Annotated in this window: 11 protein-coding genes; 8 read left to right on the plus strand and 3 right to left on the minus strand. The window is 74.0% G+C overall.

Features of this window, described 5'->3' with window-relative positions; genetic code table 11:
• From ACWEPX_RS08775 to ACWEPX_RS08785, 3 genes are all read right to left on the minus strand, one after another.
• Nucleotides 1-2,959, minus strand: a 2,959-nt coding sequence (locus ACWEPX_RS08775) for a beta strand repeat-containing protein (RefSeq protein WP_451896499.1), incomplete at its 3' end; no start/stop codon positions are given.
• Between the two features lie 177 nt (nucleotides 2,960-3,136).
• Nucleotides 3,137-3,883 (minus strand): hypothetical protein, encoded by a 747-nt coding sequence (locus tag ACWEPX_RS08780; protein ID WP_451896500.1) that lies wholly within the window; start codon nucleotides 3,881-3,883, stop codon nucleotides 3,137-3,139.
• A 186-nt stretch (nucleotides 3,884-4,069) separates the two neighbouring features.
• Nucleotides 4,070-6,310: a hypothetical protein gene (locus tag ACWEPX_RS08785; RefSeq protein ID WP_451896501.1), complete on the minus strand. Its 2,241-nt coding sequence runs from the start codon at nucleotides 6,308-6,310 to the stop codon at nucleotides 4,070-4,072.
• Between the two features lie 78 nt (nucleotides 6,311-6,388).
• On the opposite strand from ACWEPX_RS08785, the gene ACWEPX_RS08790 reads away from it, so the two are divergent.
• From ACWEPX_RS08790 to ACWEPX_RS08825, 8 genes are all read left to right on the plus strand, one after another.
• On the plus strand, nucleotides 6,389-7,543 hold the full coding sequence (locus ACWEPX_RS08790; protein WP_451896502.1) for an AI-2E family transporter: 1,155 nt from the start codon (nucleotides 6,389-6,391) through the stop codon (nucleotides 7,541-7,543).
• Entirely contained in the window at nucleotides 7,540-8,673 is a 1,134-nt protein-coding gene (gene macS / locus ACWEPX_RS08795) for a MacS family sensor histidine kinase (protein ID WP_451896503.1), read from the plus strand. Before ACWEPX_RS08790 ends, macS begins: the two co-directional genes overlap by 4 nt.
• A gap of 11 nt (nucleotides 8,674-8,684) precedes the next feature.
• Nucleotides 8,685-9,299, plus strand: coding sequence for a response regulator (locus ACWEPX_RS08800; protein WP_451896539.1), 615 nt, complete (start codon nucleotides 8,685-8,687; stop codon nucleotides 9,297-9,299).
• Nucleotides 9,300-9,308: 9 nt separating this feature from the next.
• Nucleotides 9,309-9,917, plus strand: coding sequence for a DUF1707 SHOCT-like domain-containing protein (locus ACWEPX_RS08805; RefSeq protein ID WP_451896504.1), 609 nt, complete (start codon nucleotides 9,309-9,311; stop codon nucleotides 9,915-9,917).
• 39 nt (nucleotides 9,918-9,956) lie between these two features.
• Entirely contained in the window at nucleotides 9,957-10,259 is a 303-nt protein-coding gene (locus tag ACWEPX_RS08810; protein WP_451896505.1) for a DUF6191 domain-containing protein, read from the plus strand.
• Nucleotides 10,260-10,341: 82 nt separating this feature from the next.
• The gene (tdh, locus tag ACWEPX_RS08815) at nucleotides 10,342-11,370 is read left to right on the plus strand and encodes an L-threonine 3-dehydrogenase (protein WP_451896540.1); all 1,029 of its coding nucleotides are present in this window, start codon (nucleotides 10,342-10,344) and stop codon (nucleotides 11,368-11,370) included.
• Nucleotides 11,371-12,552, plus strand: coding sequence for a glycine C-acetyltransferase (locus ACWEPX_RS08820; protein ID WP_451896506.1), 1,182 nt, complete (start codon nucleotides 11,371-11,373; stop codon nucleotides 12,550-12,552).
• Nucleotides 12,553-12,562: 10 nt separating this feature from the next.
• Nucleotides 12,563-13,435 carry a LysR family transcriptional regulator gene (locus tag ACWEPX_RS08825; protein WP_451896507.1) on the plus strand — a complete coding sequence of 291 codons (873 nt, stop codon included), beginning with the start codon at nucleotides 12,563-12,565 and terminating at the stop codon, nucleotides 13,433-13,435.
• The last annotated feature ends 24 nt before the right edge of the window (nucleotides 13,436-13,459 follow it).

The following is a 13,459-nucleotide window of genomic DNA, read 5'->3' on the forward strand; positions in this document are numbered from 1 at the left end:
CCACCGGGCTCTGCCCGCCAGTCAAGCCGCTCACCGGGTCCTGACCGCCCAGCAAGCCACCCACCGGGCTCTGCCCGCCAGTCAAGCCGCTCACCGGGTCCTGACCGCCCAGCAAGCCACCCACGGGGTCCTGCCCGCCAGTCAGCCCGCTCACCGGGTCCTGACCACCGAGCAAGCCACCCACCGGGTTCTGCGCGCCGAGCAGGCCGCTCACCGGGTCCTGGCCGCCGAGGATGCCGCCGAGCAGGGCCGACAGCGGGTCCTGCCCGCCGAGCAGGTCGGCCAGCGGGTCCTGGGGGGCCGGGGGGTTGGCCCGGGCCGGGCCCGGGTTGAACAGGGCCGTCAGGTCGTCCAGGCTGCCCGCGAGGTCGGCGCCCAGGAGGGTGCTCAGCGGGTCGGGCTGGGCGAAGCGGGACATGCGGTGGCCGCCGGGGTAGGGCAGGGCCGAGAGGTTCGGCATCGGCGGCGTCTTGGTCGCCTCCAGCGTGCCGGTCTTGGGCAGGGTGATGCCCATCGGCTCCTTCTCACCGGCGGTGACGTCGGTGTTCTGCTTGCCGTCGGCGATCGCGTCGGCGAGCACCTCCACCGGCACGTCGAAGACCGGCGCCTCGGTGTTGACCGGGAGGCGGGCGTTGTGGCCGGAGAGGTCCGCGGTGTCGCCGTCGGTGTGCGAGCCCGCGCCCGCGGCGCCGGTGGTGACGTTGTCGGAGGCGCCCGAGCCGTCGGCCGCGCCCGCGCCGAGCGCGCTGCCGTGCGGTTGCAGCAGCGTCGCCGCGGGGACGCCGACGGCGTTGCCCGCCAGGTGGCCGCCCTGGCCGCTGGTGGTGGTGTGGCCGCCGGACTGGCCTTGGGTGCGGTTGGCGCCCAGGCCCGTCGCGTCCGCTGCCGCCACGGCCACGCCGTCGCCGAACGCCTGCACGACCGGCATGCCGTCCACGCCGACGATGTTGCCCGCGATGTTGCCGTTCGCGCCGTTGGTGGCGCCGTTGCCCCCCGCGGTCGTGCCGAGCTCGTTGGCCCCCACGGCCTTCTCGTCGCCCGCGACCGCGCCTGCGACGCCGAAGGTCTGCATGCCGCCCGCGACCGGGGTGCTGATCAGGTTGCCGGAGATGTTGCCGTCATCGCCGTCGGTCACCGCGTGCCCGCCGGAGGTCGACGAGGTGGCGTTGCTCGCCACGTGCCTGCCGTTGCCGCCCAGCGTCGCGCCGGAGCCGAACGCCTGCGCGGGCATGGTCACCGGGGCCTGGGCGATGTTGCCCGAGAGCGTCCCCAGCGTGCCCTTGGCCCGCGACGGGCCGCCTGCCGTGACATCGGTCTGACCGTCCAACTGCGACTCCGTGTTGCCGCCGACCCCCGCGCCGTTGCCGAACGCCTGCACCGGCCCGGCGACCGGGACGGTGACCAGGTTGGCGCCACCGGTTGCGGCCTCGTCGTTGGTGTTGTTGCCGCCGCCTGCGGTGGCGACCTTGTCCTCGCGCACGCTGGTCTCGCCGTCGCCCACCGCGCCCGCGACGTTGCCCAGGCCCTCGACGGGGAACGCGACCGGCACCGAGCCGTTGGTGCCGCCGAAGACCGAGTCGTCGCCGGTGGTCCCGGTGTTGCCGCCCGCCTTGGTGGTGGAGGTGTTGCCGCACCCGGCCGCGGCGAGGCCGCCCGCGCCCGCGACGTTGCCGCACAGGTCGACCGGCCCGGCCACGGGCGCGCTCAGGCTGGAGCCGCCCAGGACGCTGTCGTGGCCGCGGGTGTAGGTGTCGCCGCCCGCTTCCGAGGCGGTCACGTTCTCGCCCGCGGTGTCGCAGTTGCCCGCCAGCGCGCCGCAGTTGCCCTGCCCCTGCACCGGGAGCACGACCGGGGCGGTCCCGGCGATGCCGGAGGCCACCGAGTTGTCGCCGAAGGTGCGGGTGCCGCCGCCTGCGGAGGTGGTGCTGCCGGTCTGGCACTGGGCGTCGGTGTTGCCCAATTCGCCGAGGCCGTTGCAGTCCAGCGCGACCGGCCCGGAGACCGGGGCCTGCACGCCGTTGCCGGACCCGGTGGCGCCCTCGTTGCCGTCGGTCTGGATGTAGGTCGGGACGCGGAACAGGTCGGGCTTCTCGTCGCCCGCGTGCGCGCTGCTGCTGGCCGTCGAGGCCGATTCGGCGATGCCGAACTTGGTGATGGTGTTGCCCGACGCCCGCACCGGCACGGCGACCGGGATGCCACCCGCGTCGCCGCCAGCGACGCTGTCCACGCCGCTGGTCTTGATGGCACCGCCTGCGGTGGCCGCGGAGTCGGACGCCGCGGTGCTGCTCGCGGTGCCGCCCAGCGACGCGGCGTTGCCGGTGGCCTGCACCGGGGTCGCGCCGTGCGCGGCGAAGACGTTGCCGGAGAAGACCCCGTCGTCGCCCGCGGTGGTGACGTCGCCCTCGTTGATCGCGGTCTGCCTGCTGGTGCTGGTCACCTCGGCGTCGTCGGCCACGGCCACGGCGTTGCCGCTGACATCGATGGGCAGGCTGTAGGCCAGCCGCACGACGTTGCCCGCGAGGGTCTCGTCGGCGCCGTCGGCGTGCACGTCCTGGTGGTGCTCGGCGTGCTGGGTGGAGTCGTCGGCCACGCTCACGTCGCCGCCGAGGGCGACGGCGTTGCCGGTCGCCTTGGCGGGCACGACGAGGGTGCCCACCGCCTGGTTGTCCTTGAACAGGTCGTCGACGTCGCGGGCGTGCCGCGCGCCGGGGAGCTTCTTGGCCGCCGTGCCGGGAGCCACGGTGATGTCGCGCTGCACCGACGGCAGGTACCTGCTGCCCACCGGCGTGCCGATGGCGTTGCGGTCGATGCGGACCGGCACCTTGACCGTCGCGTCCAGCGCCGACGGCGGCGCGTCCGGGTCGATGGTGTCGTCGGCTGCCGCGATGCCGGTGCCCAGCATCAAGACGCCACCCGTGACCAGCACGGTCTGTATCCCGCGCTTCGCCCAGGTCTGCATTCTGGTGTTCTCCTTCATCGGTTTCCGCGAGTTCGCGGTATTGGGGCGGTGCGGACGCCATTCCGGGGAGGAGGGGTCCGCCATTCGCGCCCGGAACGGGGGGATTGCGGAAATGCGCCCGCCGGGAGTCGCGCGGCCTCGTGGCGGGCGGGTGCGCCTGCCGGGGCCGCGCCGGGATCAGTCGGGGGTGACGCCGGGCTGCGCAGCGACGGCGGCGGGCACGCTGGCCCGCGCGGCGTTCGCGGTGTGCGCGAGGGCGGGCTCGGTGGCCAGGGGCGCCGTCGACAGCAGGCCGGACTGCGGGGTGTCACCAGTGCCGGCGGCCCCGGGGTGCCCGGACTGGGCGGGGGCGGGCAGGGACAGCGGCGTCGCGGGGGTGTCGGTGTCGGGCGTGCCGGTCTGGGCCGAGGGGGCGGCCGACTGCTCCCGCCGGGGGGCGGGGGCGGGCTCGGCGGCCGCGGCCACCGCCGCGCGCGCGCCGGACTCGCCGTGCCGCTGCGCTGCGGCAGCGGGCACGGCGAGCGGCCGCCCGGGTTCCGGCGCGACGGCGAGGGGGCCGTCCGCCGCGCCGGGGTCGGGCAGCGGGGAGAGAGCGGGGAGATCGGGCAGCAGGTCCTCGACCGGCTGCCCAGGCTTGGCGTGGCCGAAGTGCTCGGCGACCGTCGCGCCGACCTCGTCGACCTGCTCGACGGCGACCTTGGCGCCGTCCTGGACGGGCAGCGCCGTCAGCGCGCGCTCGACGAGGTCGGCGCCCGCGGCGGGGTCCGCCGCGGACTCGACGATCGCGCCGAGGTCGGGGACGAGGTCCGCACCGGTGTCGGCGGCCGCGGTGGCCGTGCCGAGCGCCCAGGCCGCCGCGGCCCCGCCGAGGACGAGCAGCGCGCGGGCGAACAGCCGCCTGGCGGCGGTCCGTCCGGTGCGCACTGGGTCCACGATGGGAATTCCTCCGCGATTGTCGGCCATCGTCGCTCGGCGGAAACGCCGTGCAGGGCAGACCATTTCACCACCGCGGGCCGTTATGCACGTGTGATCGGGAATGCCCACCTGATCGTGTGAGCAACGCAGCGTGTTTCCACAGATCACCGTCCGCGCACGCCGCAGGTGGGCGGTTCAGTTCCGCTTGAGCACCCGGGTCGCGCCCGCGGCCGCGGTCGTGGCCAGGATCCAGCCCGCGGCGATCAGCCCGCCGGAGACCCACTGCGAGGCCCCGACCATGCGCCACTTGTTGTCCTGCCCCAGATCGATGATGGGCAGCAGCAGGTCGGTGGCCAGCAGCGGCGGGTTCCACACCGGGTTCTGGTCGGAGTCCAGGCGCTCCATCACGTTGAAGGAGAACCAGAACGTGCCCACCAGCCAGAACAGCAGCAGCCACAGCATCGCCAGCCACGGCCGGTACCCGAAGCCGACGGTGACGTGCTGCAGCCCGCCCCAGATCCGCCCGGCGAGGTGCAGCTCGGCGTAGCGGCGGCGCTGCCGCTCCAGCAGGACCTTCTGCGCCAGCTCCTCGTCGCCGCCGTCGGCGTACACCGCGGCGAGCTGCTCGTACGGCCCCGGCGCGAAATCCGGCTGCACGGCCCGCAGCCAGCGCAGCCGCGTGCGCACCGGGACATCCGGCTGCGCGGCGATGGCCTCGTAGGTGAAGTCCTCGATGTCGACGCCGCCGCGCGCGGCCCACAGCGCCGGGCCGTCGGTCACCGACACGACCTTGGCGCGGGTGAGGATCACCGAGCCGCGCGGCGGGCAGTGCTCGGGGAAGACGAGCACGAGCTGGTGGGCGGTCAGGCCGTAGGCGGACATCGCGCGGTCGGTGACCGGGTCGTCGGGGTGGGTGCGCCCGCCCAGCCGCGCCCCGCGGAAGCTGGCCATCTTGCCGACCTCGACCAGCAGCACCCGCACCCCGCCGACGGCCTGGAACCCCCGGCTGCACAGCAGATCCTTGCCGATGGTGGCCACGCGCGCGTCCAGCGACGGCTTGACGGTGCCGTTGGGCCGCAGCCGCGGCTTGTGCAGCCGCGCGCCCGAGCAGTCCACACTGGACCCGATCGTCGCGTTCTGCAGCCGCACCGACCCGCTCACCCGGACCTTGCGCAGGAACAGCGTCCCGCCGACGGTGAGCCGGTCGGCGAAGAAAGCGTCGATCGCGGGCCCGTACAGCCGCGCGCGGGAGAAGCTGGCGCTGCCGTGCACGGTCGCGTCCACCAGGCGCACCTGGCCGTAGGCGCGCAACGCGCGGTGCGGGTCGCCGTCGGTGCCGCGGGAGAGCCAGTCGCCGCCGCGGGCGTCGACGTCCCCGCCGACCTCCACGCCGTCGGCCAGCAGCGCGACCGGCACCCGGTCGACCGCGCGCCCGGCCCGGAAGGCCGCCGACAGGCCGGGGACGACCGCGGGGTCGCCGATGTGGGCGCCGGAGAGCAGCAGGTGCCCGCCGATGCGCGCCCCGCGCACCGCGACCGAGCCGCGGGCGGTGAACCCGGCGTCGAGCTTGACGTCGCCCTCCACGCGCAGCCGGTCGCCGTCGAGGACGGTGTGGTCGGCGGCCTGGCCGCGCGGCAGCACCAGGACGGCCTCGTCGGGGGCGCCGTCGTGCAGCTGCGCGCCGGAGAAGACCGCGTCGCCGCCGATGCGCGCGTTGGTCAGCCGCACCACGCCCGATGCGTCGAAGTGGGTGCGGGCGGTGCTGTCGCAGAAGAGGTTGCCCTCGACCAGCAGCCCGGACGCCTCCAGCGCGTCGCCGTCGGGGTTGACCAGCCGCGCCCCGGTGAGGTGCACGCTGCCGCCGATGTGCGCCCCGCGCAGCCGGACCTCGCCCTCGGCGCGCAGCGAGCTGGCCTGGATCGACCCGGCGACCCGCAGCCGCGCGCCGAGCAGCGCGGCCGCGCCGGGGTGGCGCACGGTCGCGCCGATCATGCGCAGCGAGCCGTCGACCGTGGCGTCGGTCAGGTCGAGCGCGCCCCGGCAGGTGAAGCCGTCGGCCAGGACGAGGTCGTTGGCCACGCGCAGGTTGCGGGCGCGCAGGCCGGGGGCGGTGCAGCCGCGCAGGTGCAGGGAGACCAGCCGCGCCATGCGCAGCGCGGGGGTGCGCTCGAAGACGCAGGCGCGCAGCGTGATCACCGCGTCGACGGTGCGGCCTTCGAGGTCGAAGCGGCCGGTGATCCGGGCGTCGTCGAGGCGCAGGGCGGGCATCGCGCCCTCGCCCAGCGGGTAGGCCCCGGTGAGCATCCCGGCCAGCACCTGCCCGCGCACGCGCCTGCCGCCGAGGTCGAGCCGGAAGCCGGTGCCGAAGGCGTCGAGCACCTCGCGCTCGGTCCCGGTGAGGTCGCGCAGGGGCACGTACGACACGAACTCGGACACGGGTCCATGAGATCAGAGAATTCATCGCGTCCGAGGTGATTCGGCAGATACGGTGTCCGCGATGATTGAAGAGCAGCGATGAAGCGCAACCGCGTCATCAAGGCGCCCCTGGCCGACGTCACCCCGCTCGTCCCGCAGGGCCTGCGGGTGGGCGCCGCGCTGTCCTGGCGCTTCCTGGTGGTCATCGGGGCGCTGTACGTGGTGATCTGGCTGCTGGGCTTCTTCGCCCACGTGGTCATCCCGATCGGCATCGCCGTGCTGCTGGCCGCGCTGATGGCCCCGGGCGTGGCCAAGCTGGTGGAGTACCGGGTGCCGCGCGGGCTGGCCACGGCGATCGTGCTGGTCGGCGGCATCGCCGTCGTCGGCGGCGTGCTGACGTTCGTGATCAGCGAGTTCACCCGGGGCCTGCCCGACCTGCAGCGGCAGGTCAACGACAGCCTGACCCAGATCGGCAACTGGCTTGAGCACGGCCCATTGCACCTGCGCGACGACCAGGTCCAGGGCTACATCTCGACCATCATCGACACGATCAAGGCCAACCAGTCGGAGATCACCTCCGGGGCGATCACGACCGCGGCCACCATCGGCGAGATCCTGACCGGCCTGCTGCTGACTGTCTTCGTGCTGATCTTCTTCCTCTACGACGGCGAGGGCATCTGGCGCTTCGCGGTGCGCGGCGTGCCGGTGCAGGTGCGCGACCGGGTGGACGTGGCCGGGCGGCGCGGGTTCTCCTCGCTGGTCAGCTACGTGCGCGCGACGGCGGCGGTGGCGGTCTTCGACGCGGTGGGCATCGGCATCGGCCTGTGGATCATGGACGTGCCGCTGTTCGTGCCGCTGGCCGCGCTGGTGTTCCTCACCGCGTTCATCCCGATCGTCGGCGCGCTGCTCGCGGGCACCGTCGCGGTCCTGGTCGCGCTGGTGACCCACGGGTTCGTGGCCGCGCTGATCGTGCTGGCGATCGTGGTCGGCGTCATGCAGATCGAGAGCCACGTGCTCCAGCCGTGGCTGCTGGGCCGGGCGGTGAAGCTGCACCCGCTGGCGGTCGTGCTGGCCATCGCGGTCGGCCTCATCGCCGCGGGCATCGCGGGCGCGCTGCTGTCGGTGCCGCTGCTCGCGGTGCTCAACGCGGGCATCCGGTCGCTGCTGGCCCACGACGAGGCCGACCCCGAGGCCGTCGAGGTGCTCGACGACAGCGGCTCCGTGCCGGGCGCGGAGGGCGGCTCGGCGCGGTGAGCCGCAAGGACCCGGCGGCCCCGCTCTGGCGGGCGGCGGTCCTGCTGCGGGTCATCACGCTGGTCTTCGCCGCGGGCGTGGTGGCCGACCACCGCGGCGAGTACGCGAACACGGCGCTGGCCTGGGTCTCGATCGGGCTGATGGCGGTCTGGACGGCGGTCACGTCGTGGTACTACCTGCGCTCGCCCCGCTCGGCCTGGTTCGCCGGGCTGGACCTGGCGGTGTGCTGCGGGATCATGGCGCTCTCGCCGCTGGTGCTGACCGAGCACCAGCTGCGCGTGGAGGTTGTGCCGCTGGTGACCACGGTGTGGGTCACCGCCGTGGTCGCGGTCGGCGCGGTCCAGGGCGGCACGGTCGGCGGGACCGCGTTCGGCGCGGTGGTCGGCCTGCTCAACTACGGCATCCGCGGCTACGTCGACACCGATCTCACGCGCGACATGGTGCTGCTGGTCGGCGTCGGCTTCGTGCTGGGCCTTACGGCCACGACCTCGCGCCGCTCGGCGCAGCGGCTGGAGCGGGCGCTGCGGGTGGAGGCGGCCACGGCCGAGCGCGAGCGCCTGGCCCGATCGATCCACGACGGCGTGCTGCAGGTGCTGGCCCGGGTCGGCAAGCGGGGCCGGGAGCTGGGCGGGGAGGCCGCCGAGCTGGCCGAGCTGGCGACCCGGCAGGAGGTGGCGCTGCGGGCGCTGGTGTCGGCGGCGCCGCTGGACTCCGGCGCCGAGGAGGTCGACCTGCGCGGCAGGCTCCAGGTCCTGGCGACCGACCGGGTGCAGGTGTCGGTGCCCGCGACGCCGGTGGTGCTGGCAGGCGAGGTCGCCGCCGAGCTGAGCGACCTGGTGCGCGAGGCGCTGGCCAACGTCGAGCGGCACGCGGGCGCGGGCGCGCGGGCGTGGGTGCTGCTGGAGGACCTGGGCGACGAGGTGGTGCTCAGCATCCGCGACGACGGGACGGGCATCCCGGCCGAGCGCTTGGCCGAGGCCGCCGCGCAGGGGCGGATGGGGGTCGCGCGCTCGATCCGGGGGCGGGTGTCCGATCTGGGCGGAACCGTCACACTGGACACCGCGCCGGACGAAGGAACCGAGTGGGAGGTGCGGGTGCCGCGCCGGGACGGGAAGCGGGGCAGCGGGTGAGCATCACGGTCATGGTCGTCGACGACCACCCGATGTGGCGCGACGGCGTGGCCCGCGACCTGGTTGAACGCGGCTTCGACGTGCGCGCCACCGCCCACGACGCCGCCTCCGCGGTGCGCATCGCGGCGACCGTGCTGCCGCAGGTGGTGCTGATGGACCTGAACCTGGCGGGGGAGTCGGGGGTGCCCGCCATCGCCCGGATCACCGAGTCGCCGCAGGTGCGGGTGCTGGTGCTGTCGGCCAGCGGCGAGCACAGCGACGTGCTGGAGGCGGTGAAGGCGGGCGCGTCGGGCTACCTGGTGAAGTCGGCGTCGGCGGAGGAGCTGGTGGAGGCCGTGCGCCGGACCGCGGCGGGCGACGCGGTGTTCACCCCCGGCCTGGCGGGGCTGGTGCTGGGCGAGTACCGCCGGATGGCCGCGGGCGACGGCTCCCCGCGGCTGACCGAGCGCGAGACGGAGGTCCTGCGGCTGGTCGCCAAGGGCCTGACCGCCCGCAAGATCGCCGAGCGGCTGGTGCTGTCGCACCGGACGGTGGAGAACCACGTCCAGTCGACGCTGCGCAAGCTCCAGCTCCACAACCGCGTTGAACTGGCGCGATACGCCATTGAGCACGGCCTGGATCAGTAATGTGGACCCATGCACCCCATCAACCCGCGTGACCTGCGGGTCTCCGACGCCGAGCGGGAGCACGTGGTTTCCCTGCTGCAGAAGGCGATCGGGCGCGGCCTGCTGGACCTGGACGAGTTCACCCGCCGCACCGACACCGCGCTCGCCTCGCGCACGCGCGGGGAGCTGAACTCGGTGCTGGTGGACCTGCCGGGCATCCAGCACACGGACTCCGGTCCGGTGTCGACCAAGCCGGTGGAGTTCCGCAACACGATGTCGTCCACCAAGCGCGACGGCCGCTGGGTGGTCCCGCGCTCGATGCGCATCTACAACCGCATGGGCTCCACCGAGCTGGACTTCACCGACGCGGTGATCTCCCACCCGGAGGTGCGCATCGAGGTCGACCTGGCGGGCGGCTCGGTCGAGCTGCTCATCCCCGACGGCGCCGCGGTCGCGGCCGACGACGTGAACGTGATCGCGGGCAGCGTCACGAACAAGACCTCGGCGGGCACGGGCACGCCCCGCTTCATCGTGACGGGCTCGGTGACGGCGGGGTCGCTGACGCTGCGCAGGCCCAAGTACGTGCGGATCGGCAACATGGTGGTCCGCAAGCCGTGGAAGGTCAGCTGGGACAGCTAGCCCGGGAACCGGGGGCCCGGCCGCGCCGTTGACCGGGGTATGGGCTTGCTGCTGGGGTTGACGATCCCGGGTGTGGTCGTCCTGCTCGTCGTCATCGTCTCGGTCGAGGCGTTCGGGAAGGCGCTGCCGTGGCGGCGGCGCCGGGCCGGGATGCCGGTGTCCGCGGCGGCGCTGGAGGACTTCGCGGGGGTGCTGCAGGCCAGCAGGCGCGTTGACGAGGACCGCAAGCAGCACTCGCTGATGATGCGCGACGAGGTCGGCGACGGCGGGCCGCCGCGCACCGAGGTCGACCTCGACACCGGCACCGTGCGCCTGGTCGTGCCGCCTGTGCAGGAGCGCTGAACAAGCACTGCAGAAACTCCAGATGGACCGCACAGCGGTGGGGGTCCACACTCCGCGGGGAAGGACACCCGTGGAGGACACCGTGAAGGCTCTGGTCAAGCCCGCCCCCGGCCCCGGCCTCGAACTGGCCGACGTGCCGGACCCCGAGCCCGGACCCGGCGACGTGCTGCTGCGCGTCAAGCGCACCGGCATCTGCGGCACCGACCTGCACATCGACGCCTGGGACGAGTGGGCGGCGCGCACCATCACCGCGCCGCTGGTGGTCGGGCACGAGTTCGTCGGCGAGGTGGTCGAGGTCGGGGCCGCGGTGACCAGGGTCAAGCCCGGCGACCTGGTCAGCGGCGAGGGGCACCTGGTCTGCGGGACCTGCCGCAACTGCCGGGCCGGGCGCCGCCACCTGTGCGCCAACACCACCGGCCTCGGCGTGCACGTCGACGGCGCGTTCGCCGAGTACGTCGTGCTGCCCGAGCAGAACGCCTGGGTGCACAACCACGCCGTCGACCTCGACGTCGCCGCGATCTTCGACCCGTTCGGCAACGCCGTGCACACCGCGCTGTCCTTCCCGGTGCTCGGCGAGGACGTGCTCATCACCGGCGCGGGCCCGATCGGGCTCATGGCCGCCGCGGTGGCCAAGCACGCCGGGGCGCGGCACGTGGTGGTCACCGACGTCAGCGAGCCGCGCCTGGCGCTGGCCGCCAAGCTGGGCGTGGACGTGGCCCTGGACGTCAGCCGCTCGGCGATCGCCGACGTCTACGACCGGCTGGAGATGGCCGAGGGCTTCGACGTGGGCATGGAGATGAGCGGGCAGCCCTCGGCGCTGCGCGAGATGATCGCCAACATGACCCACGGCGGCCGCATCGCCATGCTCGGGCTGCCCGCGCGCGAGATCGCCGTGGACTTCAGCACCGTCGTGCTCAAGATGCTGACCATCAAGGGCATCTACGGCCGGGAGATGTTCGAGACCTGGTACGCCATGTCCGTGCTGCTCCAGGCCGGTCTGGACCTCACCCCCGTCATCACCCACCGCTACCACTTCACCGAGCACGCCGCCGCGTTCGACACCGCCCGCGGCGGGCACAGCGGCAAGGTCATCATGGATTGGGAGAGCTGAATGTTCGGCGCGATGCGCGAGAACCTCCGCACCACCCTCGACGAGATCCGGGACGCGGGCCTCTACAAGTCCGAGCGGGTGATCACCAGCCCGCAGCGCGCCGCGGTGACCGTCGGCGGCGCGGAGCCGGTGCTCAACTTCTGCGCGAACAACTACCTCGGCCTCGCCGACCACCCGGCGCTCATCGAGGCCGCCAAGGGCGCGCTGGACGAGTGGGGCTTCGGCATGGCGTCGGTGCGCTTCATCTGCGGTACCCAGGCCCCGCACAAGCGGCTGGAGGCGCGCATCTCGGAGTTCCTGGGCACCGACGACACGATCCTCTACAGCTCCTGCTTCGACGCCAACGGCGGCCTCTTCGAGACCCTGCTGACCGACCAGGACGCGGTCATCTCCGACGAGCTGAACCACGCATCGATCATCGACGGGATCCGGCTGTCCAAGGCCCGCAGGCTGCGCTACCGCAACCGGGACATGGCCGACCTCGAAGCGCGCCTGAAGGAGGCGGCCGACGCCCGCTACCGGCTGATCGCCACCGACGGGGTGTTCTCGATGGACGGCTACCTCGCCCCGCTGGACGAGATCTGCGACCTCGCCGAGCGCTACGACGCCCTGGTCATGGTCGACGACTCGCACGCGGTCGGCTTCATGGGCCCGACCGGGCGCGGCACGCCCGAGCACTTCGGCGTCGGCGACCGGGTGGACATCTACACCGGCACCCTCGGCAAGGCGCTCGGCGGCGCGAGCGGCGGCTACGTCGCCGCCCGGGCGGAGATCGTGGAGGTCCTGCGGCAGCGCTCGCGGCCGTACCTGTTCTCCAACTCCCTGGCCCCGGCCATCACCGCGGCCAGCCTGGCCTGCCTGGACCTGCTGGACTCCTCGGCCGAACTGCTGACCAAGCTGCGCGCCAACGCCGAGCTGTTCCGCTCCCGGATGACCGAGGCGGGCTTCGACCTGCTCCCCGGCGAGCACCCGATCATCCCGGTCATGATCGGCGACGCCGCCCGCGCCGCCCGGCTCGCCGACCTGCTGCTGGAGCAGGGCGTCTACGTCATCGGCTTCTCCTACCCGGTCGTCCCGCACGGCAAGGCCCGCATCCGCACCCAGATGTCGGCCGCCCACTCCACCGAGGACGTCAACCGCGCGGTCGACGCCTTCATCGCCGCCAGGGAGAAGCTGGGCTAGTTTGCCCCGCATGTCCATCGACCCGCGCAGGCTGCGCGTGCTGCGGGCACTGGCCGACCACGGCACCGTGACCGCCGCCGGGAAGGCGCTGCACCTGACGCCCTCCGCGGTGTCGCAGCAGCTGGCGGCGCTGGAGGCCGAGGCAGGGCAGGAGCTGCTGCGGCGCAAGGGCAGGCGGGTGTGGCTGACGGCTGCGGGGGAGCTGCTGGTCGAGCACGCCAACGCCGTGCTCGCCGAGCTGGACCGGGCCGAGGCGCGGCTGGCCGAGCACGCGGGCGGCCGCGCCGGGAAGGTGCGGGTGGCGGCCTTCGCCTCGGCGATCGTGCAGGTCGTGGCGCCCGCGGTCGGGCTCCTGCGGGAGCGGGCGCCCGGCATCGGCGTGGTGGTGTGCGACGCCGAGGGCCAGGAGAGCCTGCCGATGGTGCTCGACGGCGCGATCGACATCGCGGTCACCGAGGAGTACCGCGCCCCCGCCGACGACAGCCGCATCGTCCGCGAACGCCTCTACGCCGAGCCCTTCGACGCCGTGCTGCCGCCCGGGCACCGGCTGGCAGGCGGGCCGGTGCCGCTGATCGACCTGGCCGACGACGACTGGGTGGCGCCATCGGCCGGGAACCCGTGCCGGGACGTGGTGCTGCTGGCCTGCGAGCACGCCGGGTTCGCGCCGCGGATCACGCACACCTCCGACGACTTCGCGGCCGAGGCGGCGCTGGTCGCCGCCGGGGCCGGGGTCGCGCTGATCCCGCGGACGGCGGCGGCCGGGGGCGTGCCGGTGGCGGGCGAGGCGCCGACCCGGCGCGTCTTCACCGCGGTGCGGCGGGGCCGGGAGCACCACCCGCTGATCGCGGCCGTGCGGGCGGCGCTGCGGGCGGCCCTGGACTGATTTACTCAGCCGAGTTACTCTTTA

The organism is Actinokineospora sp. NPDC004072 (assembly GCF_053604195.1).

What these genes read in the sequence shown, in the direction of transcription:
- ACWEPX_RS08790 (WP_451896502.1), top strand. Translation starts at nt 6,389, where the DNA reads ATGAAGCGCAACCGCGTCATCAAGGCGCCCCTGGCCGACGTCACCCCG.
- ACWEPX_RS08800 (WP_451896539.1), top strand. Translation starts at nt 8,685, where the DNA reads ATGGTCGTCGACGACCACCCGATGTGGCGCGACGGCGTGGCCCGCGAC.
- ACWEPX_RS08805 (WP_451896504.1), top strand. Translation starts at nt 9,309, where the DNA reads ATGCACCCCATCAACCCGCGTGACCTGCGGGTCTCCGACGCCGAGCGG.
- ACWEPX_RS08810 (WP_451896505.1), top strand. Translation starts at nt 9,957, where the DNA reads ATGGGCTTGCTGCTGGGGTTGACGATCCCGGGTGTGGTCGTCCTGCTC.
- ACWEPX_RS08820 (WP_451896506.1), top strand. Translation starts at nt 11,371, where the DNA reads ATGTTCGGCGCGATGCGCGAGAACCTCCGCACCACCCTCGACGAGATC.
- ACWEPX_RS08825 (WP_451896507.1), top strand. Translation starts at nt 12,563, where the DNA reads ATGTCCATCGACCCGCGCAGGCTGCGCGTGCTGCGGGCACTGGCCGAC.